Here is a 21,691-nt window from a genome sequence, read left to right on the forward strand (position 1 = left end):
GGCGCCCGCTGGGGTGTACTCTGCCTACTCGTCTTTGGGCACCTTGTTCGGTGTTCGCAAGTGAATAGACGCGGTGGTAAGCGGCTGTCTAGTACGATGTTCGGTCCTTCACTGAACATGGCAAATTGGGCTTGGATGCGGGCTTGTGCTGAGGGGTGGACCGGCTCTCCGGTGTGACGAAGAGCCCCGAGTTCGTGCGCCAGTTCACCAGGTTCTGGCTGCCTAAGGGCAAGGACGTGGTGGTGATCGGCGGCTCCCTGGTGGGTCTGGAACTGGCCGAATTCTTCGCCGAACGCGGACGCCGCGTCACCCTGCTGCATGAGAAGCAGCAGCTGGGCCCGCCTCGCCGCTTGGACCGCGGTCAAGGACGCCACCTCCCACGGTGTGAAGATCCACCGCAAGGCCACGGTCACCCGCATCACTGAGAAGCCCATGGAATGGACGGTGGGGAGGGCGTCCTTCTCCGCACACCCGCCGCCATGGTGGTCTACGCATACGGCACAACGTCGACAGCACCCGCGCGGCCGAGCTGCGGCATGCGTGTGTCGCCTGCGACGTCATGGGTCATGCCGGAGCAGTCAATTACATCCACGGCGCCAATCGCTCCCGGTCACAATGGGGGTCTTGGTGCCCTTGTCGCCGTCGGGTCGTCCTGCTCTCGGGAGGGTCGACATTTCCGTGCCCTACGCCTCAAGAGGACTCTTGTATCCCTGAGATATATCTGTAGCATCTTTGTCATGCAGGTCACATCATGACGCCCGCCGAGAACGTCCATCCGCTGCCCACAGGCAGTAGTGCACCCAAGGACGCACCCCAGTCCCAGCCCGAACGGATCCGCAGCATGATCCGGCGGCAGATCATCCGCGCCGAACTACGGCCGGGACAGATCTTCACTGAGCCCGATCTCGCCCGCGAATACGGGGTCTCCAAGACCCCCGTCCGCGAAGCCCTGCAGATGCTCGCCGTCGAAGGCCTGGTCAGCGTGCTGCCGCGGAAGGGCTATATGGTGCGCAGCCTCAGCTTCCACGACGTCCGTGAAGTCATGGACCTGCGGCTCATCCTGGAGCCCCCGCTGGTTGCCGCAGCTGCCCGCAACGTCACCGCCGAACTCGTCACCGAACTCCGCGCCCGGATTGAGGACCAGTTCCGCGACGGAAACTCCCTGGACGAACGGCTCTCCGCGGCCCGTGACTTCCATGTCACCTGCGCCCATGCCTCCCGCAACACCCGTGCCGCAGCCATGGACCGCAGCCTCACCGACGAAGTCATGCGCTTCTATCACCTGATGCCCATGGCCCATGACCACTTCTCCTCCACAGAGGAGCGCACCGCGCACGAAGCGATCTTCGACGCCGTCGCAACAGGCAACGCCGAAGCAGCGCAGCAGCTGATGCACGACCATCTCCTTGAAGCCAACGCCGCCATGATCCGCACCTTCTACAACGCCGGACCGCTCTGATCCTGCACCTCCATCCCCACCAGCACGCCGACAACCCGAAAGGCAACGCAATGAAGCGTTCACTTAGCACCCTCGGTACCGCCGCCCTGATCACCACCGGACTGTTCCTCACCTCCTGCGGGTCCGACACCGGAACCGGCGACGGCGGGGGAGACGGGCCGGTCAAGATCGGCATCTCCCAGCTAATGGACATCGAGGCCCTCGACGACACCCGCGAAGGCTTCATCAAGGGCATGAGCGAAAACGGGTACCCCGAAGGCGAAGGCGTGGAGTACGACTACCAGAACGCCCAGGGCGACCAGGCCACCGCCACCCAGATCGCCGCCGGCTTCGCGTCGTCGGACCTTGACCTGGTCTTCGCCATCGCCACCCCGGCAGCCCAGAGCGTCGCCCAGGCCGTCGGCAACATCCCCGTGGTCTTCTCCGCGGTCACCGAACCGGTGGAAGCCGGCATCGTCGAATCTTGGGAAGCACCCGGAGCCAACATCACCGGCACCAGCAACCTCGGCCCGGTGGAAGACCAGATCGCCCTGATCAAGGAACTGGCCCCGGATGCCAAGACCATCGGCGTCGTCTATTCCTCCGGCGAGGTGAACTCCCGCGTGCAGGTGGACCTGGCCCGCGAAGCCGCCGAAGAGCTCGGCATGGAACTGAAGGAAGCCGCCGTCTCCGCGACCTCCGAGGTACAGCAGGCCGCCCAGTCCCTGGACGTTGACGCACTCTACGTCCCGACCGACTCCCACGTCGTCGCCGCCATCGACAGCGTCGTGGAAGCCGCCGAAACCAAGCAGATTCCCCTCGTCGTCGGCGATTCAGCGTCCGTGGAAGCCGGCGGCGTCGCCACTTACGGACTGGACTACGAACAGCTCGGCTACCAGACCGCCCTGATGGCCATCAAGATCCTCGAAGGCGAGGACCCGGCCGGCATGCCGGTAGAAAAGCAGACCGAATCCCTGCTGGTCCTCAACAAGTCCGCGGCGGCACGCATGGGCGTCACCCTTCCGCAGGAAATGCTCGACGCCGCCGACACCGTTATTGACTAACCGCACCTCCCGAAAGCAACCATGAAGCGCCGAATTCCCCAGTACTCCGAACTCCGCGAACTCGTCCAGTTCAAGGCCTTCGACCCCGACCGGCGGCGAGCCCGCCTGGCCAAAGCCAACACCATCGCGGACCTGCGGGACATCGCCAGGCGGCGGATCCCGACGGCGGCATACGAGTACGTGGACGGCGGATCCTTCGCCGAGCATTCGCTGCGCCGGAACCGGGCCGCGTTCGACGCCGTCGAGTTCAACCCGCGCGTGCTGCGCGATGTCTCAACGGTGGACCTGCGGACCAAAATCGCCGGTGCGGATGCGGCGCTGCCGGTGGGCATCGCGCCCACCGGCCTGACCCGGCTGATGCACTCGGACGGTGAGGTGGCCGGTGCGCAGGCGGCGGCGTCGTTCGGGATTCCGTTCTCGCTCTCCACGATGGGCACAGTGTCCATTGAGGACGTCGCTGCGGAAGCGCCCGACGCCGATCGCTGGTTCCAGCTTTACCTCTGGAAGGATCGTCCCCGGTCGCTGGAGCTGATCCGCCGCGCGGAGACTGCCGGGTTCGGGGCGCTGATCGTCACCGTGGACACCCCGGTCTCCGGCGCCCGGCACCGCGACACCCGCAACGGCATGACCCTACCGCCGACGCTGACGGCGAAGACGATCCTGGATGCCTCGTACCGGCCGGAGTGGTGGTTCAACTTCCTGACCACCAAGCCGCTGGGCTTCGCCAACTTCGAGGGGGAGCGGACATCGGTGGCGGAGCAGGTCAACACCATGTTCGACCCGTCGCTGAACCTGGAGGACCTGGCCTGGCTGCGGGAGAACTGGTCCGGGAAGCTGATCGTGAAGGGCATCCAGTCCGCATCCGACGCCGTCGACGTCCTGGCCCGCGGGGCGGACGCGCTGGTGGTCTCCAACCACGGCGGACGGCAGCTGGACCGTGCCCCGGTTCCGCTGAAGGTGCTGCCGGAGATCCGTGCCGCCGTCGGGCCCGAAGCCCAGCTGATCCTGGACTCCGGGATCATGTCCGGAGGGGACATCGTGGCTGGCCTCGCCGCCGGCGCAGACTTCACGCTGATCGGCCGGGCCTACCTGTACGGGCTGATGGCCGGCGGAAGGCAGGGCGTGGACCGGGCGCTGGAAATCCTGCGGACGGAGATGACCCTGGTGATGCAGCTGATCGGGGTTACCAGTGTTGCCGAGCTGGGGCCGGAGCACCTGCGCTGATCCGCCTTCCCAGGGCGGGGCTGCAGGGTGCGCTCTGCCCGTAGGCATCCGCCGATTCGGAGACCAGGGCACCTTCTGCAAGGATGTTCATAAGGCTACTTACAAAGGAGCATCCCGTGCACGAAGACATGCAGGAACATCCCGCTGACGAGAACGCCCCGTCCACCCGCCGGACAACTCCGCTGATGAACGTCCCGGCGTCAGGCATCGTAAATGCCGGAGCTTCGGTCAGCCGGCCGCGGGACGTGGATCCCGCTGAGGTTGCCATTCTGGCAGAAGCAGAGGACCCCGGAACCGCTCCGCAGCGCCTGCAGAAACTTGCCGCCGAGCAGCCAATCGCACGCCCCGCCGTCGCCGCCAATCCGGCCGCCGGACCGGAACTGCTCACCTGGCTGCGCAAGCTGGATGACCCTGCCGTCAACGAAGCGCTCCGCCGCCGGGCGCAGGCGGAACAGGGACAGTAGGTCCGGCTTTCCAACACAAGGAGAATCCATGCTTTCCCCGACCGCCGCAGGCACGGCTACGTCCTACGGCGTCCACTCCGAGGTGGGCAGGCTGCGCAAGGTCCTGGTCTGCGCACCGGGCCTGGCCCACGAACGCCTGACCCCCACCAACCGTGAAGACCTGCTGTTCGACGACGTTCTGTGGGTGGAGAACGCCCAGCGCGACCACGCGGACTTCGTTGCCAAGCTGACCAGCCGCGGCGTCGACGTCGTCGAACTCCATGACCTGCTGGGCCAGACCATGGACCTGCCCGACGCGCGGACCTGGCTGCTGGACCGCAAAATCATCGCCAATCGCGTGGGCCTGGGCCTGGTCGTCGGCACCCGCGCCTTCCTGGACTCACTCTCCGGACCGGAACTGGCGCGGTACCTCATTGGTGGCCTGACGACGTCGGACCTTCCCGTCGATTACCGCAGCGGTTACGTCGGTCTCATCCGGGAATCCCAGGGCCGGCCCGAGTACCTGCTGCCGCCGCTGCCCAACACCCTCTACACCCGGGACACCACCTGCTGGATTGGCTCCGGACTGACCCTGAACCCGCTGTACTGGCCGGCCCGGCACGACGAAACCCTGCTGATGCAGGCCATCTACCGGTTCCACCCGGACTACACCGGATCAAAGATCTGGTGGGGCGATGCCGAACAGGACTGGAGCCAGGCCACCCTGGAAGGCGGCGACGTCATGCCCGTAGGCAACGGCACCGTGCTGCTTGGTATGGGGGAGCGAACCTCCCGGCAGGCAATCACCCAGCTGGCGCAGGCTCTCTTCGCGGAGGAGGCAGCGGAACGGATCGTGGTCGCCGGGATGCCGAAACTGCGCGCCGCCATGCACCTGGATACCGTGTTCACCTTCGCGGACCGGGACCTGGCCACCATCCATCCGGCGATCGTGGACGGCATCCACCCCTTCACCATCCACCCCTCGGACAAGGCCCCCGGCCTCGAAATCCGGGACGAGCGGGACCGCCGCTTCGTGGACGTAGTGGCCGAAGCCATGGGCTACAAGCAGCTGCGCCTCGTGGAGACCGCCGGGGACTACCACGCCACCGAACGCCAGCAGTGGGACAGCGCGAACAATGCCGTCGCCGTGGAGCCGGGAGTGGTGTTCACCTATGACCGGAACACCCAGACCAACGCTGCGCTTCGGAACGCCGGCGTCGAGGTGATCCCCATTGTCGGAGCCGAGCTGGGCCGCGGCCGGGGCGGCGGGCATTGCATGACCTGCCCGATCATCCGGGACGGGATTGAGTGACGTCTTTCGGCTGAGTCGCGCTCTGCCGAAAATCGACCAGTTTGCACGTCTGCTGCCGTTTCCAACCGGTGGCAAAACCGCGAACTGGCAGCTGAAGTGCGGAACGGCAGCAAATCCGGTCCGGGTTCTTGACCGATCAGCGAAACCCGCGAGTAGCAGGCACCTCATGCGGTGCGGACACTTGGCGGTAACCTCCGCGGTCTGCTCCACTTACGTTCGGCGAGAGCTCATGACCTTCGATTGTCAGACCCTTTGCTTAGGTGACGCCGGGCGTGGTCAAACTACATCCACTCGTCGTGGAAGGTGACCACGGAGGTCTAGTTCCCTCGTCGCTGCCGGGTCGTCCCATCACGGGGCGGCCCGGCAGCGCTTTCTGTTTGCCGTGACCGACCCGTTCGAACTTCTGCTGCCGCTTCGCACTTTTGCTGCAGGCTAGAAGCGGCAGCAAGAGCGTAAACCGGCAGCAGAAGCATAAACCGGCAGCGAAAGCGGCCGGAAAACTACCCAAACCCCATCTCCACCGCCGCACGCACCCCAGTCAGATACTCCGACGGCCGCTCCCACGCAGCAAAATGCCCGCCGCTCTCAAACTCGGTCCACCCCGCAACATTGAAATACCGCTCGGCGAACTGCCGCGGTGCGTTCACCAGGTCCTTCGGGAACAGCGTGAACACGGTCGGGCTTTCGATCCGCGCCCAGCCCGTCGGACGGCCCGCAGCATAGGGAGCGAACGACGTCCCGATCGACCCGGTAAACCAGTACGCACTGATCCAGGTCAGCGCCTCATCCAGGCTGAACGCGTTCGTCAGCGTCCCGTCCGAATCCGTCCAGCGGACCAGCTTCTCGCCAATCCAGGCCGCCAGTCCGGCCGGTGAATCCCCAAGCCCCGCCGCAAGCGTCACAGGCCGGGTGGACTGCTCATGCGCATACCCGCCCTCGGCCCCCTGCCACCGCCGCGCCCGGGCAGCGTACTCCCGCTCGGCGTCGTCCATGTCCTCCGGCGGCGCGAGGTTGACGTGGTACTGGGACACATCCGTCAGATGCAGTGCCGTCACGACGTCGGGATGCCGCACTGCCAGCGCCTCCGCCACATCGGAACCGACGTCCCCGGCGGACGCCACGTAGCGGGCGAACCCGAACTCGGACATCGCCGAGGCAATCGCATCGGCCATCTCCACCGTGGACATCCCGCCGGCCGGCACGGGAGCGGCAAACGGGTACCCGGGCAGCGCCGGCGCCACATAGGTCAGGTCCGTCATGAGCGGAAAGAGCCGCTGGAACCGCAGGACGGAATCCGGCCAGCCGTGCAGCAAAAGCACAACGGGCGACGACGGCGACCCGTAGGCGGCTTTGGCGCGGGACACCACAGCCCGCACGGGCACGGTCGAGCGCTCCGTCTGCTCCCAGGGCAGCGCCGAAATCCAGGCCTCCTGCGCGGGCCAGTCGAATCCGTTCCGCCAGTACTCCACCAGTTCAGTGAGCTGCTCTCCGCCGAAACCCAGCGACTCGCGGCTGCGGTTGAACATGCGGGGTTCAGGCACCGGACGGAACCGTGCCAGGCGCTCGGCAAGGTCCTTCAGTGCAGCGGGAGGAACGGGTTCATACGGATTCACGGCGGCTCCTCACAGAAAAGTGATTTCCCGAAACTATAGGCCGATGCCAGGGAAAGGGGTACGGGCCCAAACCCAACATTTCGCTAATTAGGCCACCTTTTTGTAACCAAATTGCGCACCCGCCGCTGGTCAGCTTAGGCTGTCCTTGGTTAGCCTGACCTAAGTACGTATCCGGAGCGTCGCAGGAAGGCTTCCGCCGGCCCCAATCGGGACCGGCCCGAACCTGCATCAAAGGAAACGACTCTTGCGCTCCTCCAAACTCGCTGCGCTCTCAGCCGCCGCCCTGCTCACCGCATCCCTCGCCGCCTGCTCCTCCACCCCGCCGGAAAGCCAGGCCGCATCCGAGGGCGATTGGGAAACCATCACCATCGAGCACGCCCTCGGCACCACCGTCATCGACGAAAAGCCCGAGCGCGTAGCCACCGTCAACTGGGCCAACCACGAAGTGCCGCTGGCCCTGGGCATTGTGCCTGTGGGCATGGCAGCCGCGAACTTCGGCGACGACGACGGCGACGACATCCTCCCGTGGGTCGAGGAAAAGCTGGACGAACTCGGCGGCGACGCACCCGTGCTGTTCGACGAGAACGACGGCATCGACTTCGAAGCCGTGGCCGACACCCAGCCGGACGTCATCCTGGCCGCCTACTCCGGCCTGACCCAGGAGGACTACGACACCCTGAGCGAAATCGCTCCCGTGGTGGCCTACCCGGAAACCGCCTGGGGCACCTCCTGGCGCGAAATGGTCGAATACAACTCCACCGCGCTGGGCCTGGCCGAGGAAGGCGAGCAGCTGGTCGCTGACCTGGAGCAGGAAATGACCGACGCCGCTGCCAAGTTCCCGGCGCTGGCCGGCAAGTCCGCCATGTTCATGACCCACGTTGACACCACGGACCTCAGCGAAGTCAGCTTCTACACCACGCACGATCCGCGCACCCTGTTCTTCGAAGACCTGGGCATGAGCGTGGCAGAAAGCATCGCCAAGGCCTCCGCCGAAACCGAGAAGTTCTCCCTCACGCAGAGCGCCGAGCAGGCCGATGCCTTCGCCGACGTGGACATCATCGTCACCTACGGCGGCGAGGAACTGGTCACCGCACTCGAATCCGATCCGCTGCTCTCCCAGATCCCGGCCGTCGCCAACGGCGCGATCGTCACCCTGCCCGGTGACAACCCGCTGGGCACCGCCGCCAACCCCACCCCGCTGGCGATCAGCTGGGTGCTCGACGATTACCTGACCGTGCTCGCAGAAGCAGCCGACGCCGCCAAGTGACGCACCCCTCCAGCCCAGCCGCCCCGAACGCTGCCCCCGCATCCGGAACCCAGGACTCCCCGGAGTCCCTCGCTTCCGGTCCCGCGGGGCGCCGCCCGGGGCGGCTGCGCGCCCTCTGGCTCGCCGCCGCCGTCGTTGTCCTGGGCCTGCTGATGCTGGCCTCCGTCACGGTGGGGGCGCGCGACGTCGACTGGGCGGACATTGTTGCCGCACTGGGCGGCTCGGCGGACGGCTTCAGCGAAGCAGCCGTAGCCAAGCGGATTCCGCGCACGCTGCTGGCCGTGCTCGCCGGCGCCGCGCTGGGCGTCGCCGGAGCGGTGATGCAGGGCGTGACCCGCAATCCGCTGGCCGATCCGGGCATCCTGGGCGTGAACATGGGGGCCTCGCTCGCCGTCGTGGTGGGTATGGCGTTCTTCGGGCTGACCGCCGCGAACAGCTTTGTCTGGATCGCGATCCTGGGTGCCGGAATCACCGCACTGTTTGTGTACGCCGTGGGTTCACTGGGGCGCGGCGGCGCCACCCCACTCAAGCTCGCGCTCGCCGGAACCGCCATCTCCGCGGCCCTGGCCTCCTTCATTTCCGCCGTGGTGCTCCCGCGGAACGACCTCGCCGGGGGAGTACGGTCCTGGCAGATCGGCGGCGTGGGCGGCGGAACCTTCGATGCTATCGGGCAGGTGCTGCCGTTCCTGGCCGTCGGATTCCTGGTCTGCCTGGTCACGGCCCGCTCGCTGAACTCCCTGGCCCTGGGCGATGAGCTCGCCGCCGGACTCGGCGAACGCGTGGCCCTGGCCCGCGGCACCGCAGCCCTGGGCGCCGTCCTGCTGTGCGGTGCGTCCACCGCTGTCACCGGACCCATTGCCTTCGTTGGCCTGATGGTGCCGCACGCCTGCCGGCTGCTTACCGGCGTGGACCACCGCTGGCTGCTGCCGTTCTCCGCGGTCGCCGGCGCGGCACTGGTCACCGCCGCGGACGTGCTGGGCCGGATCGTGGCCCGCCCGGCGGAGATCGACGTCGGCATCATCACCGCGCTGATCGGCGCCCCGTTCTTCATCTGGATTGTCCGCCGGCAGAAAGTCCGAGCCCTGTGAACGTTCCCTCCTCCACATCCCCGGACACTGCAGCCCCGAACGCCCCAGACCGGGAAGGCAGCAGCACGACGATCGCCGCCGTCGTCCGCGGCCGCCGCAACCGCGGCGTCCGGCTGCGCACCGTCGTCACGTTCCTGACTCTCCTAATCCTTGCCGTCTTTGCGCTTAGCGTGATGGCCGGCCGTACCTTCTATCCGCTCGGCGACGTGCTGCGCGTGGCGTTCGGCGAGGACGTGGCCGGTGCCTCCTTCGCCGTCGGGCGCCTCCGCCTTCCCCGCGCCGCCCTGGCAGTGCTCGCCGGAGCCAGCTTCGGCCTCGCCGGCGTCGCCTTCCAGACCATGCTGCGCAACCCGCTGGCCAGCCCGGACATCATCGGCATCAGTTCCGGGGCCGGAGCCGGTGCGGCCTTCGCGATCGTGGGACTGGGCCTGGGCGGAGCCTCGGTGTCCCTGTTCGCGATCACCGCCGGGCTCGCCGTCGCGCTGGTGGTCCACGCCCTGTCCTATAAAGCAGGCGTCGCGGACACCCGGCTCATTCTGGTGGGCATCGGCATCGCCGCGATGCTCGAATCCGTCACCGCCTACATCCTGAACCAGGCGCCCGACTGGGAACTGCAGGAAGCCATGCGCTGGCTCACCGGCAGCCTCAACGGCGCCTCCTGGAACCAGGCCCTGCCCGTGCTCGCCGCGCTGCTGGTCTGCGGACCCGTGCTGCTGGGTCAGGCCCGCAACCTCGGCGCCACCCGGCTGGGCGATGACACCGCCTCGGCCCTTGGCGTGCGCGTGGGCCGCACCCGGCTGGTGATCATTGTTGCCGCGGTGCTGCTGATCTCCTTCGCGACGGCGGCCACCGGACCCATCGCGTTCGTCGCGTTCCTCGCCGGGCCGATCGCCGCCCGGCTGGTGGGACCCGGCCCGTCCCTGCTGGTCCCAGCCGCACTGGTCGGTGCGCTGCTGGTCCTGGTGGCCGACTTCTGCGGGCAATACGCCTTCGGCACCCGCTTCCCGGTGGGAGTGGTGACCGGCGTGCTCGGCGCCCCGTACCTCGTTTACCTCATTGTCCGCGTCAACCGCGCAGGAGCCTCACTGTGACCGCTGCCCACACCCTCGCCGTCGAAGGCCTCACCCTTGGCTACGGAGACCGCACGGTCATCGAGTCCCTGGACCTGCTGGTTCCGCCGGGGCAGGTCACCGCCGTCATCGGCGCCAACGCCTGCGGCAAGTCCACGCTGCTGCGTTCAATGTCCCGGCTGCTCGCGCCGAAGAAAGGGCACGTACTGCTGGACGGCAAGGAGGTGCACCGGATACCGCCCAAGCAGCTGGCCCGCACCCTGGGCCTGCTGCCGCAGTCCCCGGTGGCGCCCGAAGGCATCACCGTCGCGGACCTGGTGGGCCGCGGGCGGCATCCGCACCAGAAGCTCCTGGCCCGGTGGAACGCAGAGGACGACGCCGCCGTCGCCGCCGCGCTGGACGCCACCGAAACCGCGGGGCTGGCCGAGCGCTCCGTGGATGAACTCTCCGGCGGGCAGCGCCAGCGCGTCTGGATCGCCATGGCCCTGGCCCAGCAGACGGACCTGCTGCTGCTCGACGAACCCACCACGTTCCTGGACGTGAGCCACCAGGTGGAAGTCCTGGACCTGCTCACCGACCTGAACCGCAGCCGCGGCACCACGATCGTCATGGTGCTGCACGACCTCAACCTGGCCGGCCGCTACGCCGACCACCTGGTGGCCATGGCCGGCGGGAAGATCCTCGCCGCCGGCACGCCCGCCGAAGTACTCACCGAAGACACCGTCCGTGAGGTCTACGGACTGGAGAACCGGGTCATCACCGACCCGGCCTCCGGAAAGCCGCTGGTGCTGCCGCTCGGCCGGCACCACGTTCTGGCCTGACCGGGTATCGCCGGAGCGCGGCACGGCCGTAACGGATGCAGGCCGGACGGCGCCGATCGCCTAGCCTGAGCGCATGGCTAAACCAGTGCTGACTATCCTTACCGGCAACCGCGAGGTCACGGGACTCGACAACCTGCGCGAGCTCGCCGACGTACGGCTGGCCGCCGACGCCGATGAGCTGGCTGCCGCACTGCCCGGCACGGAGATTGTGTACCTGTGGAACTACTTCGCCGACGGCCTGCGCGCGGGCTGGGACCGGGCCGATGCCCTGAAATGGGTGCACCTGCCCGCCGCCGGGGTGGACCGGCTGCTGTTCCCGGAACTTGCCGCCTCTGATGTCACCGTCACGAACGCCCGCGGGATCTTCGACGCCGCCATGGCCGAATACGCACTGGCAGGGATCCTGCACTTCGCCAAGAACTTCCCGCAGGCGCGCCTGAACCAGGCGGAACGGCGCTGGCAGCACTTCGGCACCTCCAACCTGGGCGGAACCCGGGCGCTGGTCGCCGGAACCGGGAGCATCGGACGGTCGACCGCCCGGCTGCTGCGCGCCGTCGGCATCGAAGCCGACGGTCTGGGACGGACAGCGCGCGACGGCGATGCGGACTTTGGTGCCGTTCACGCCAGCGCGGACTTCGCCGCGGTGGCGGGGAATTACGACTGGATTGTGCTCGTCGCGCCGCTGACCGAAGACACCCGGGGCATGCTCAACGCCGAGGTTTTGGCGGCGATGAAACCCTCCGCCGTGCTGGTGAACATGGGCCGCGGAGAGCTGGTGGTGCAGTGCGCCCTGGAGGGCATGCTGCGGGACGGCCGCATCCGCGGGGCGGTGCTGGACGTAACCAGCCCCGAGCCGCTGCCCCAGTCCAGCCCGCTCTGGGGCCTGGAGAACGTGCTGATCACTCCGCACCTGTCCGGGGATTCTTGTTCGCACCTGCCCGCAATGGCCGCGCAGTTCGAAGCCAACCTGCGGGCGTACCTGGCGGGGAAGCCGCTGGCAAACGTCGTGGACAAGCAGCTGGGATTCGTGGCAGCCGCAGCTGGCTGACGCGCTGAAGGGCAACCGGCTCACCGTAGAATCGACGGATGCCAGAAACCCAGCAGGCCGCAGCCGGCCAGTCCGCGTCAGCGTCCCTGCGGCTGGCGCGCATCGTCACCGAAACCACGGCCCCGGCCGTGCTGGTGGGAATCCTGCTGCTGCTGCAGCCGCTGCTTCGTCCGGACGTGACCTGGCTGCAGGGCATCACGGCGGCTGTCTTCACCGTGGGCCTGCCGTTCTGCGGAATTCTCTGGCTCAAGGCCCGCGGTTCCGTCACCGACCACCACGTGGGGGTGCGCTCGCAGCGCGCCCCGATCCAGGCGGCGTCGGCGGTGTCCATCGGTGTTGGCGCGCTGGTCCTGCTCCTGCTGGGTGCCCCGGCCATCCTCTTCGGCGAGATCGGCGGCGTGTTCATTGGGCTGCTGATCTGCCTGGCCGCGAACCTGGTCTGGAAACTCTCCGTGCATTCCGCCGTCGCGGCCTACGTGGGCCTGGCCCTGCTGGCACCCGTCCCGGTGTTCGGTGCGGCCTTGGCCCTCATCCTCGCCTCGGCGACCGGCTGGTCCCGGATCAAGCTCGGCGACCACACGCCCTCCCAGGTGCTCGCCGGTCATGTGGCCGGCTGCGTTGCCTTCGCGGCCGCCCTGCTGCTGCCCTGACGTGGAGGGGCATCGGCGTCGTGCCCCTGATGTGGGATAAAGTCGCAGGGTCCGTGCCCGTCAGCAGGAGCACGGCTGCAGGTGTGGGACAACGATGGGGATTTGATGGCACTGCGTTTTACGAGGCCCGCCGGCAGGGAGCGCGAACGTGCCGCTTCCAAGGCCGTGGTGGCGGCGCTCGGCCTGGCTGAGCACGTCAGCTTTGACGAGATGCTGGCCGCCGTATCCAATGCGCACGGCAAACCCATTGAACTGCGCGACATTGACCATTCCATCATCCCTGCCGTGACCGGGCTGTGGATCGAAAAGGAACAGAAGTCCGTCATCCTGCTGCCGGCCGGGGACAACCGGCTGCACCGCACCCATGCCGCGTGCCACGAGTTTGGCCACATCCTCCTGCAGCACCAGGGCTGCGGCGGAGTGGAGACCGCAACGCCGTCGGTCTTTGCGCATGTCGGCAGCCGCAGGGGCATCAAGACAATGCTCGCCCGCTCGCTGGACTGGAACGAGACCGAACGCGCTGCCGAGCATGTCGCCTACCTGCTGTCCCTTTCGCTGCTGCCCAAGGACGGCGGAAGTCCCAGCGACTTCGAGCGGACGTTTATATGACGTACCTGCAGGTCCTCCCCGTCCTGGTCCTCTGGGCGGTGGTGGCCATCCGGGTTCTCGGACTGCGGTTCGGCTGGAAACCGGGCGTTCTTCCCGCGGTGAGTGCCGTGGCGCTGGCCGGGACCCTGAACATCGACCCGGTGTACCTGGCCGTTGACCAGGCGCTGGCCGGGCGGAACGTGCTGAACGTGTTGATCCACCTGCTGGTAGGCGCCGGCATGACGGACCTCAGCCGCCTGCTGCTGCAGGTCACCGGCGGGGACGGCGGGTGAAGGTGCTGCTGGCTGTTGGGCTGGTCCTCGGGACGGCCCAGATCGTGCTGCTGGCGGTGTCCGACACCCGGGGGTCCGCGGCGAGCTTCACGGACACGTTCGGCCACATTCCCGCCATCGCCGGGTACCAGGCCACATTCTTCGGCTGGTTCGCCATGATCTGCGGTTACACCTGCTTTGAAATGATGCGCCGCAACCGCAGCGGGGAATCAAGGGCCTTCCGGATCGGGTTCGACGTCCTGGGAGCAGCCTGCCTGGCCGGAGTAGCCGCGGCAGTCCTCAAGATGGTCCAGATCGGGATGGAACTGAACGGCATCACCGATTCCGGCGGACCGCAGGCGGTGGCCTACCAGGTGCTGCTCGCCCTGATGATTCTGGGCTTCGCCGTCGGCTTCATCCTTCCGTCCTCGGAACGGATCAAGGCAACGTTCCGCGCCCGGAGACGCCGCGCGCAGGACATCGCAGCGCTGCGGCCCATCGTCGCCCGGCTGGTGCAGACGCCGCAGGGACGCAGCTCCCTCGGTGCCGCGCAGATCTTCCTGGGCGACCGGCCGTCCAAGGCGCAGCTGTACCGCTGGTTCATCTTCATCGGTGACGTTCGGGTCCTGCAGCCCGCGCTGATCTCCCCGCACGAAACGGCAATTATTGACGAGGTAGGCACACGCATTGAGCACAACGGTTCAACGGTCCAGCGTCCGGCAGGCACTGGCCGCTAACCTGTCCCGGATCCTGCCGCCGGCCCTGGTGCTGGCCGTCCTGGTAGTCCTTGCCGGGCTCAAGGCAGGGCTCGGTCCGGCAGGCGCCGGGCTGCTGCTGGCCGGGATCATCGGCGTTCCCGGGCTGCTGTACAAACTCGCGAAGCGGCCCTTCCAGCGGCGCGGGCTGCCTGACCGGCTGCGCATCCAGCTGCTGGCCGTCTTTACCTTCGCCGGTGCCGTCGCCTGTTTCCTGCTGCCGCTGGGATCACCGGTTCCGCTGACCGTGGCGGCGCTGTTCCTGGGCAACGTTGGGCTGGTGTTCTTCCGGCGCTGGCTGAACGTGTCCGCCCATGTGTCCGTAATTACCTTCGGTGCGCTGTGGGTTGTGGCAGTATTCGGGGGAACGTGGGCATGGCTGTTGATATTATCGCCGTTGATGATGTTCAGCAGGGTCACTCTCCGTGAGCACACCTGGCCGGAGGCACTTTCAGGTGCCTTACTGGGAACGGCTACCTTCTGCTGTTTCCTCATAGCAAGAACATGGAGCTGAACAACGTGGAGAATCTGGATCTTCCTCCTGAGCGGGCGGCGGGACTTCGGCGCGCGGAAACGCTCGCCCGGAAGATCAACCTGCTCCTGGACGTCATTATGTCCGAATCCGGCAAGCCCTTTGACTACCCGGCGATCCGCGACGGCGCCCAGAAGGCGGGCTACTACCTGTCCCGCACCAGGTGGTCCCTGCTGAAGTCCGGCAAGGAACAGGTGGTCCCGGATGATGCCCTGCGCGCCATTGCCGCCGTGTTCGACGTCGACCCCGAGTACCTGCTCCAGGAGGGCGGCAAACTGCCCGAACGGGTGGAGGCCGAACTCGAACTGATCCGCAGCCTGCGCCGCGCAGAAGTCCGCAATTTCGCCGCACGCGCCCTGGGCCCGGTGGACCCCGAGGCGCTGCGTGCCATCGCCAAGATCCTCGACGAAACCGACTGAGACATTTTTTGACCGGTCCGGTGCGCGCTGCTATGGTTTCACTCATGTCTCACACATGTGTGAAACATGAGTGAAAACCAGGAACGACGGACGGGGACAGCGCTCACCGACAGGTGAAGCTGCAGGCATTATGTGATTGGGGGATCACGCCTGCTGTACTGGCCCGGGGATACGTCCCCGCCGCGCACCCCGTCCGCGTTCCTGGGTCGCCTCCGGTGCTGCTACGCCCGGACGGTTAGGCAGCATCCGCTGACTGTGGGGGTTCAGCGGAGATTGCGGGTGAAAGCCAGCGGAGGGGATTCGCTGGCTTTTGCTGTATCCGGGGCCGGCCGACAGGCATGCCAAGGCCGGCCCGCCCCGTGCCCGCTACAGCCGCGGCGTCCGGGAAGGCCCGGTACGGCGGGAGCCGGTGGCCTCGAACGCAGCACCAAACCGCAGCAGCGTGTTGTCATCCCAGCCCCGCCCGGCAAACGTCAGCCCCACCGGCATGCCAATGTCGGCCAGGGTGCCCATCGGCACGGTCACGGTCGGGATGCCAAGGTGCCGCGGCACCAGGTTCCCGTTGGCAACCCAGACGCCGTTGCGCCAGGCAAGGTCCGCGGATGCCGGGTTCACGTCGGCGTCGGCAGGGCCAATATCAGCCACGGCCGGGAACACCACGGCATCCAGCCCGAGCGAATCCATCCACTCTTCAAGATCGATCCGCCGGGTTTCCTCCAGCCCGCGCACGCCGCCGGCCAGGTGCGGAATCCCGGTAAAGGACTCCAACGGATGGTTCCGTACGTGCCCGGGATACATGGCGATGTCGTCGTCGAACCCCGTGTACCGGTCCGGCAGTGCACCCTGCGGATGCGGGAAAATCGCGGCCCCGTCCACCTGCGCCAGCGAGTTCAGCGGCGGATCATTGTTGGCCGCCAGGAAGTCATCCCACGCCCAGGCCGAGAGGTCCACGATCTCGCGGTGCAGGAACTCCGGGCTGACCAGGCCGCGGGTAAACAGGGTCGGTGCGCCGGGCCGGTCGCCTTCGTAGTTGGACACGACGGGGAATTCGACCTCCATCACCTCGGCGCCGGCTGCTTCCAGGTCGCGCCGGGCGGCCTGCCACAGGTCCAGCACGGAGTCCCGGGTGTCGATCCGCTGTCCGGTTGGTCCGCCGATGCCGGGGGAGTCCGCCGTGCCGGCGCCGGGATCGGCGTTGATGTACATCTTCGGCACACCAAAGCGCTTTCCGGCGAGCACGCCGCGTGCGGCATCGGCGGAGGGCACGGCCAGGGCAGGGTACGACGGCGGCCGCACCTCGGACGCGCGCGGCACCGATACCCACGGCTGGGCGCGCCAGAAGTCCCCGCGCGTCTCGGCGTCGTCCGCCACGATCACGTCCAGGACCTCGAACAGATCGGCCATGGAACGCGTGTGCGGAACCACCACATCCATGGTGGGCACCAGCGGCCAGTTGCCGCGGATGGAAATCACGCCGCGGGACGGAGTGTAGGCGCAGAGAGCATTGCACGACGCCGGTGCCCGGCCGGAAGACCAGCTCTCCTCGCCGAGTCCGAACGCCGCGAAGCTCGCCGCCGTCGCCGTGCCGGACCCGTTGGAGGATCCGGAAGCGAACGCCGAGGTGAGGAACTCCGCGTTGTACGGGCTTTCGGCCCGGCCGTACAGGCCGCGCTGCATGCCGCCGTTGGCCATCGGCGGCATGTTCGTCAGGCCGATCAGCACGGCACCGGCCTCCCGCAGCCGGCCGATGGTGAACGCATCCTCCTGCGCCACCAAATCGGCGAACGCCGGGGACCCGGCCGCAACGGTCAGGCCCCGTACCTTGAAACTGTTCTTCGCCGTGTAGGGGATGCCGTCCAGCGGGCCGAGAGTTTCCCCGCGGGCGCGCCGGGCATCAGAGGCGCGGGCCTCGGCCAGCACCTCCGGGTTCTCCACGACCACCGAATTCAGCTCCGGCCCGGACCGGTCGTAGGCCTCGATCCGCGCCAGGTAGGCGGCAACGAGTTCCTCGCTGGTGGTTTCCCCGGATTCAAGCGCGTCCCGCAGCTCGGCAATGCCGGCCTCAACGACGTCGAACATCAGGCGTCTCCGGACGGGCCGGTGGCAGGGAGACCGTCAGCAGCGAGGGGAGCGGGCTGCTGCTGGGTGATGCAGTGGATGCCGCCGCCGAACTCGAAGATGTCCCGTGCATCCACCAGCTCAATGGTGCGGCCCGGGTAGGCGCGGGACAGGATGTCCGCGGCAGCGGCGTCGTTCTTATCATCGAAGGCGCAGAGGATCACGGCACCGTTGGCGACGTAGTGGTTGATGTAGGAGTAGTCCACGAACCCGTCCCCGGCATCGATCACGGTGGGCGCGGGGACGTCGATGAGCTCGAGTTTCCGGCCGCGGGCATCGGTGGCCGCTTCGAGGACGGCGCGGATCTCCTGCATCACCTCGTGGTCCGGGTGCGCCGGGTCATCCTGCCGGTGCAGCAGCACCGTGCCGGGGGAAGCGAAGCACGCCACGATGTCCACGTGGCCGCGGGTGCCGAACTCGTCGTAGTCGCGGGTCAGTCCGCGCGGCAGCCAGATGGCCTTGGACGTCCCGAGCCGCGCGTGGATTTCAGCCTCCACGGATTCCCGGGTGGCGCCGGGGTTGCGTCCCGGATCGAGCTGCACCGTCTCGGTGAGCAGCACCGTGCCCTCGCCGTCGGTATGGAAGCCGCCGCCTTCATTGACCAGACTGCTCGCGGATACCGGAGCACCGGCCTGCCCGGCAACGAACCGGCCCAGGTGCTGGTCCTTGTCCCAGGCCGCCCAGTCCTGGGCGCCCCAGCCGTTGAAGATCCAGTCCACGGCCGCCACCGAACCGTCGGCCGTGTGGACGAACGTGGGCCCGGAATCCCGCAGCCACGCATCATCCAGCTCGGCGGCCAGAATCTTGATGCCGTCGCCGAGGTATTCGCGGGCGGCATCGAGATCCGCCGGATCCGCGAGCACCGTGACCGGCTCGTACCGGGCGATGGTGCGTGCGACGGCGGACCACGCTGTGCGGGCACGGTCCAGCGTCTCGCTGCCGGGGTCGCCGAAGGTCTCATTCGACGGCGGGAAGGCCATCCAGGTGCGGTCGTGGGGAGCCCACTCAGCGGGCATGGAAGTGATGCTCGAAGACATTGCGGTGGATCCTAACGGGTCGTTTAGCTCAGGGTAGCGGCCGCGGCGTCGAAGACAGTTTCGCCGCCGGTAACGGTCAGTAACACGCTGTTGGCCAGCAGGTTCTCTGCCGGGGAGGTCAGCGGATCGCTGGCCAGGACAGCAAAATCGGCCCGGTAGCCGGCAGCGATCCGGCCCAGGCGGGCTTCTTCACGGCAGGAGTACGCGGCATCACGCGTGGCGTGGCAGATGGCATCGGCCAGGTCCAGGGCGTACCGGGGCAGGTTGGCCGGGAGGCCGGGTTCCAGCGCCGATTTCCGGGTGGCCGCGACATACAGGTTCGGCAGTGCCTGGTACGGGGCGGTGGGCGCGTCGGTGCTGATCGCCAGCGTGGCGCCGGCAGCGGTGAACTCCGTCCACGGAAAGGCGCGGTCCACGCGCGAGTCGCCGAGCACGGCACGCCAGTTCTCCTGGATCGCCGGATCGGCGTGCACAGGCTGCACGGACGCGACGACGCCGAGATCCGCCAGCCGGGCCACGTTGGCTTCGGTGACAGTTTCCAGGTGTTCGATCCGGTGCCGGCGGTCCCGCGGACCGTTCACCCGCACCGCGTGTTCCAGGGCGTCCAGGGCGATGTCCGAGGCCTCGTCGCCGATGGCATGCAGCGCCACCTGCAGACCGGCGGCATCCGCGGCGGCCACCACGGGCAGCAGCGATTCCCGGTCCCAGATCGGTCCGGAGGTGCTGCCGTCCGCGTAGGGTTCCTTCATCGCGGCGGTGCAGCTGTCGATCACCCCGTCCACGATGATCTTGATCCCGCACAGCTGCAGATATTCCGCAGCGGGCTGCGCCGCCAGCCGGCGGGCCAGCTCCAGGGCCCGGTCCACCTGCGCCAGGTTCTCCGCGGTGCTGTCCGTGCGGTGGATCAGCCAGTGGCCCTTCACCCGCAGCGGGAGGGCGCCGCGGCGGCGGACGAGGGCACGTTCGAAGGCGGCGACGTCGTCGTCCTGCACTGCCATGTCCACCGCACCGGTGACGCCGGCGGCAGCGTAGTGCTCGAACGCCGACTCCAGCCAGGCGTCGCGGTCTTCGTCCCGGGCCGCGCCGGCCAGGGCGGGCCAGACGATCTGCACGGCAGCGGTTTCATAGAGCATGCCGTCCGCGGTCCCGGCGGCGTCGCGGCCGATGCGCCCGCCGAGCGGGTCCGGTGTGCCCTCAGCTATGCCCAATTCGGCCAGCGCAGCCGTGTTGACCCATACCGAATGGAGATCATTGGCGTCCAGGTACACCGGGCGGTCCGGCACTGCGGCGTCGAGCAGTTCCCGGGTGGGCGCGGCGCCGCCGAGCGCTGAGTGCAGCCAGCCGGCACCGAGGATGCGCGGTGCGTCCGGGCTCTCCGCGGCGGCCTGCCGCAGCCGCTCCTGCAGCTCGGCGAGGGTCGAGGCATCCCGCAGCTGGACCTTGCCCAGCGCCTGGCCGGTCATCAGCAGATGGGTGTGGGCATCAATGATGCCGGGGAGCACAAAGGCTCCGTTCAGGTCCACGGTCCTGGCACCTGGCCCGGCTGCCGCCGACGCCGAGGCGGCGTCACCCACGTACTGGAACTTACCGCCGTCGACCACAAAGGCAGCGGCCGGCGGGCCGTCAGCGGTGAAGACCGCGGCGTTGGTGTAGAGCGTGCGCATCAGGCCACCGCCGCTACGGGTGCGGGTGCTGCAGCTGCCTTTTCGGCGCGGACCGAGTAGCGGGAGATCAGCACGAACGGCACCAGCAGCACCAGGGTCATGACGGCCAGGATGATGCCCAGTGCTTCGTACCCGGCGGACGCGGAGACCGCGGTGCCGAGGAACGGGGCGAAGGAAGAGCCGATCAGGTAGACGCCGAGCGCCGGGGCGGACCACTTGCCGGACGCATCCAGTGCGGCAGCGATGGCGATGATGTAGACAAAGGCGATCAGGTAGAGCGTGTTCCAGATAATGATGACCACCATGTAGAGACCCGAATCCTCCACCATGCCGGAGATGAACTTCATGGCCGCTCCGGCAACCAGGACGACGGCGAGCGGGAGGGTGCGGCCCAGCCGGCGGCCGGCGAGTGCCACCAGTGCCGAACCGGCCAGGCCGCCCAGCGTGGAGAGGCTAAGCACCAGGCCCATGCCGGTTTCGTCGAGTCCGGCCTGGTCAGCGCCCATGGTCGCAGCAACTGCCCAGAGCGAATCCTCGCTCAGGCCCCAGAGGGCGAAGCAGGCGAGCAGGGCCAGACCGGCGAGGGTGGCGGTGCGGGAAGCCGCGGGGCCGGCCGGCGCGGCGGTGCCTGCAGCAATGCCCAGGGCGCCGGCAGCGGCGTCGGGCTCCGGCGTCGGACGGTCCGGCAGCCAGCCGGTGGCCAGCAGTGCGGCCAGGGCCAGCCCGGCGAACAGGCCGAACGCGCTGCCCATGCCGGCGCCGAGGACAGGGATGACGAAGAGGACCACGGAGACAATCGCCCGGTTGCTGAAACCGCTGATGCCCGACGCGCGGTCCGGGTTGCGCAGCGCACCCAGCGCGGCGCCCGATGCGGAGACTGCGCCGCCGGCACCCAGGCCGCCGAGGATGACCCCTGCAATGACCACCGGCTCGGACGGAATGAACGCCGCAGCGCCGAAACCGGCGGCGGTCAGGGCCAGCCCGACCCGGGCAATGACGTAGCGCCCGGAGGCCGCAGCCCAGCGGGAGGTCAGCAGGCAGGACGCAGCACAGGCCAGAAGCGACGCCGTCATCAGAGTTCCGGCAGCGGTGACGGAGAAGCCGAGGTCCCCCGTGAGGGCGACGATCATGATCGGCACCAGATTGGCGGTCATAAAGCCGATCACGCCGATGCCGAAGACCGCGACGGCGCGTTTGGCGGTGAGCGGAACGCGCCCCTCAGCGGTGATGGTCTGGGCCATGGTGTCTCCCTCAGTGCGTGAAGTGAA

Annotated in this window: 22 protein-coding genes; 17 read left to right on the forward strand and 5 right to left on the reverse strand. The window is 68.0% G+C overall.

Annotated features, from left to right (window positions below; all coding sequences use genetic code 11):
- Window positions 1-173 precede the first annotated feature (173 nt).
- The 6 genes from NGB94_RS05930 to NGB94_RS05955 all read left to right on the forward strand — a co-directional run bounded on the left by NGB94_RS05930 (window position 174) and on the right by NGB94_RS05955 (window position 5,481).
- Window positions 174-425, forward strand: a complete 252-nt coding sequence (locus NGB94_RS05930; RefSeq protein WP_325789685.1) for an FAD-dependent oxidoreductase — start codon at window positions 174-176, stop codon at window positions 423-425.
- A gap of 326 nt (window positions 426-751) precedes the next feature.
- Window positions 752-1,459, forward strand: coding sequence for a GntR family transcriptional regulator (locus NGB94_RS05935; RefSeq protein ID WP_325789686.1), 708 nt, complete (start codon window positions 752-754; stop codon window positions 1,457-1,459).
- Between the two features lie 50 nt (window positions 1,460-1,509).
- Window positions 1,510-2,502: an ABC transporter substrate-binding protein gene (locus tag NGB94_RS05940; protein WP_325789687.1), complete on the forward strand. Its 993-nt coding sequence runs from the start codon at window positions 1,510-1,512 to the stop codon at window positions 2,500-2,502.
- A 21-nt stretch (window positions 2,503-2,523) separates the two neighbouring features.
- Window positions 2,524-3,726 (forward strand): alpha-hydroxy acid oxidase, encoded by a 1,203-nt coding sequence (locus NGB94_RS05945; RefSeq protein WP_325789688.1) that lies wholly within the window; start codon window positions 2,524-2,526, stop codon window positions 3,724-3,726.
- Window positions 3,727-3,842: 116 nt separating this feature from the next.
- Window positions 3,843-4,190 carry a hypothetical protein gene (locus tag NGB94_RS05950; protein WP_325789689.1) on the forward strand — a complete coding sequence of 116 codons (348 nt, stop codon included), beginning with the start codon at window positions 3,843-3,845 and terminating at the stop codon, window positions 4,188-4,190.
- A gap of 28 nt (window positions 4,191-4,218) precedes the next feature.
- The gene (locus NGB94_RS05955) at window positions 4,219-5,481 is read left to right on the forward strand and encodes an arginine deiminase (RefSeq protein ID WP_325789690.1); all 1,263 of its coding nucleotides are present in this window, start codon (window positions 4,219-4,221) and stop codon (window positions 5,479-5,481) included.
- Window positions 5,482-5,981: 500 nt separating this feature from the next.
- Here NGB94_RS05955 and NGB94_RS05960 read toward each other — a convergent pair whose 3' ends face one another.
- The gene (locus tag NGB94_RS05960; protein WP_325789691.1) at window positions 5,982-7,094 is read right to left on the reverse strand and encodes an epoxide hydrolase; all 1,113 of its coding nucleotides are present in this window, start codon (window positions 7,092-7,094) and stop codon (window positions 5,982-5,984) included.
- Between the two features lie 244 nt (window positions 7,095-7,338).
- Here NGB94_RS05960 and NGB94_RS05965 point away from each other — a divergent pair, with 244 nt between their 5' ends.
- From NGB94_RS05965 to NGB94_RS06015, 11 genes are all read left to right on the forward strand, one after another.
- Window positions 7,339-8,361: an iron-siderophore ABC transporter substrate-binding protein gene (locus NGB94_RS05965; protein WP_325789692.1), complete on the forward strand. Its 1,023-nt coding sequence runs from the start codon at window positions 7,339-7,341 to the stop codon at window positions 8,359-8,361.
- Window positions 8,358-9,449 (forward strand): iron ABC transporter permease, encoded by a 1,092-nt coding sequence (locus tag NGB94_RS05970; RefSeq protein WP_325789693.1) that lies wholly within the window; start codon window positions 8,358-8,360, stop codon window positions 9,447-9,449. Before NGB94_RS05965 ends, NGB94_RS05970 begins: the two co-directional genes overlap by 4 nt.
- A complete protein-coding gene (locus NGB94_RS05975) occupies window positions 9,446-10,540 on the forward strand; it encodes a FecCD family ABC transporter permease (protein ID WP_418910614.1) in 1,095 nt (364 codons plus the stop codon). The genes NGB94_RS05970 and NGB94_RS05975 overlap by 4 nt, the downstream gene beginning before the upstream one ends.
- A complete protein-coding gene (locus tag NGB94_RS05980) occupies window positions 10,537-11,340 on the forward strand; it encodes an ABC transporter ATP-binding protein (RefSeq protein WP_325789694.1) in 804 nt (267 codons plus the stop codon). Before NGB94_RS05975 ends, NGB94_RS05980 begins: the two co-directional genes overlap by 4 nt.
- Window positions 11,341-11,413: 73 nt before the next feature.
- Complete coding sequence (locus NGB94_RS05985; RefSeq protein ID WP_325789695.1) at window positions 11,414-12,388, forward strand: D-2-hydroxyacid dehydrogenase; 975 nt, start codon at window positions 11,414-11,416, stop codon at window positions 12,386-12,388.
- A 38-nt stretch (window positions 12,389-12,426) separates the two neighbouring features.
- Entirely contained in the window at window positions 12,427-13,038 is a 612-nt protein-coding gene (locus NGB94_RS05990; RefSeq protein WP_325789696.1) for a phosphatase PAP2 family protein, read from the forward strand.
- A gap of 105 nt (window positions 13,039-13,143) precedes the next feature.
- Complete coding sequence (locus NGB94_RS05995; RefSeq protein ID WP_325789697.1) at window positions 13,144-13,647, forward strand: hypothetical protein; 504 nt, start codon at window positions 13,144-13,146, stop codon at window positions 13,645-13,647.
- Entirely contained in the window at window positions 13,644-13,919 is a 276-nt protein-coding gene (locus NGB94_RS06000; RefSeq protein WP_325789698.1) for a hypothetical protein, read from the forward strand. The genes NGB94_RS05995 and NGB94_RS06000 overlap by 4 nt, the downstream gene beginning before the upstream one ends.
- A complete protein-coding gene (locus NGB94_RS06005) occupies window positions 13,916-14,635 on the forward strand; it encodes a hypothetical protein (protein ID WP_325789699.1) in 720 nt (239 codons plus the stop codon). The genes NGB94_RS06000 and NGB94_RS06005 overlap by 4 nt, the downstream gene beginning before the upstream one ends.
- Window positions 14,586-15,167, forward strand: coding sequence for a hypothetical protein (locus NGB94_RS06010; protein WP_325789700.1), 582 nt, complete (start codon window positions 14,586-14,588; stop codon window positions 15,165-15,167). The genes NGB94_RS06005 and NGB94_RS06010 overlap by 50 nt, the downstream gene beginning before the upstream one ends.
- Complete coding sequence (locus NGB94_RS06015; RefSeq protein WP_325789701.1) at window positions 15,158-15,604, forward strand: hypothetical protein; 447 nt, start codon at window positions 15,158-15,160, stop codon at window positions 15,602-15,604. Before NGB94_RS06010 ends, NGB94_RS06015 begins: the two co-directional genes overlap by 10 nt.
- A gap of 366 nt (window positions 15,605-15,970) precedes the next feature.
- Here the strand turns inward: NGB94_RS06015 and NGB94_RS06020 are convergent, their stop codons facing one another.
- From NGB94_RS06020 to NGB94_RS06035, 4 genes are read right to left on the reverse strand one after another with little or no spacing between them, the layout of a single operon-like run.
- Window positions 15,971-17,683 (reverse strand): amidase, encoded by a 1,713-nt coding sequence (locus NGB94_RS06020; RefSeq protein ID WP_325789702.1) that lies wholly within the window; start codon window positions 17,681-17,683, stop codon window positions 15,971-15,973.
- On the reverse strand, window positions 17,683-18,759 hold the full coding sequence (locus NGB94_RS06025; protein ID WP_325789703.1) for an agmatine deiminase family protein: 1,077 nt from the start codon (window positions 18,757-18,759) through the stop codon (window positions 17,683-17,685). Before NGB94_RS06025 ends, NGB94_RS06020 begins: the two co-directional genes overlap by 1 nt.
- A 23-nt stretch (window positions 18,760-18,782) precedes the next feature.
- Complete coding sequence (locus NGB94_RS06030) at window positions 18,783-20,423, reverse strand: amidohydrolase (RefSeq protein ID WP_325789704.1); 1,641 nt, start codon at window positions 20,421-20,423, stop codon at window positions 18,783-18,785.
- Window positions 20,423-21,664, reverse strand: a complete 1,242-nt coding sequence (locus NGB94_RS06035) for an MFS transporter (RefSeq protein ID WP_325789705.1) — start codon at window positions 21,662-21,664, stop codon at window positions 20,423-20,425. The genes NGB94_RS06030 and NGB94_RS06035 overlap by 1 nt, the downstream gene beginning before the upstream one ends.
- Window positions 21,665-21,691 lie beyond the last annotated feature (27 nt).

The sequence above is a fragment of the Arthrobacter koreensis genome, from assembly GCF_035792275.1.
GTDB classification, from domain to species: Bacteria; Actinomycetota; Actinomycetes; order Actinomycetales; family Micrococcaceae; genus Arthrobacter_B; species Arthrobacter_B koreensis_A.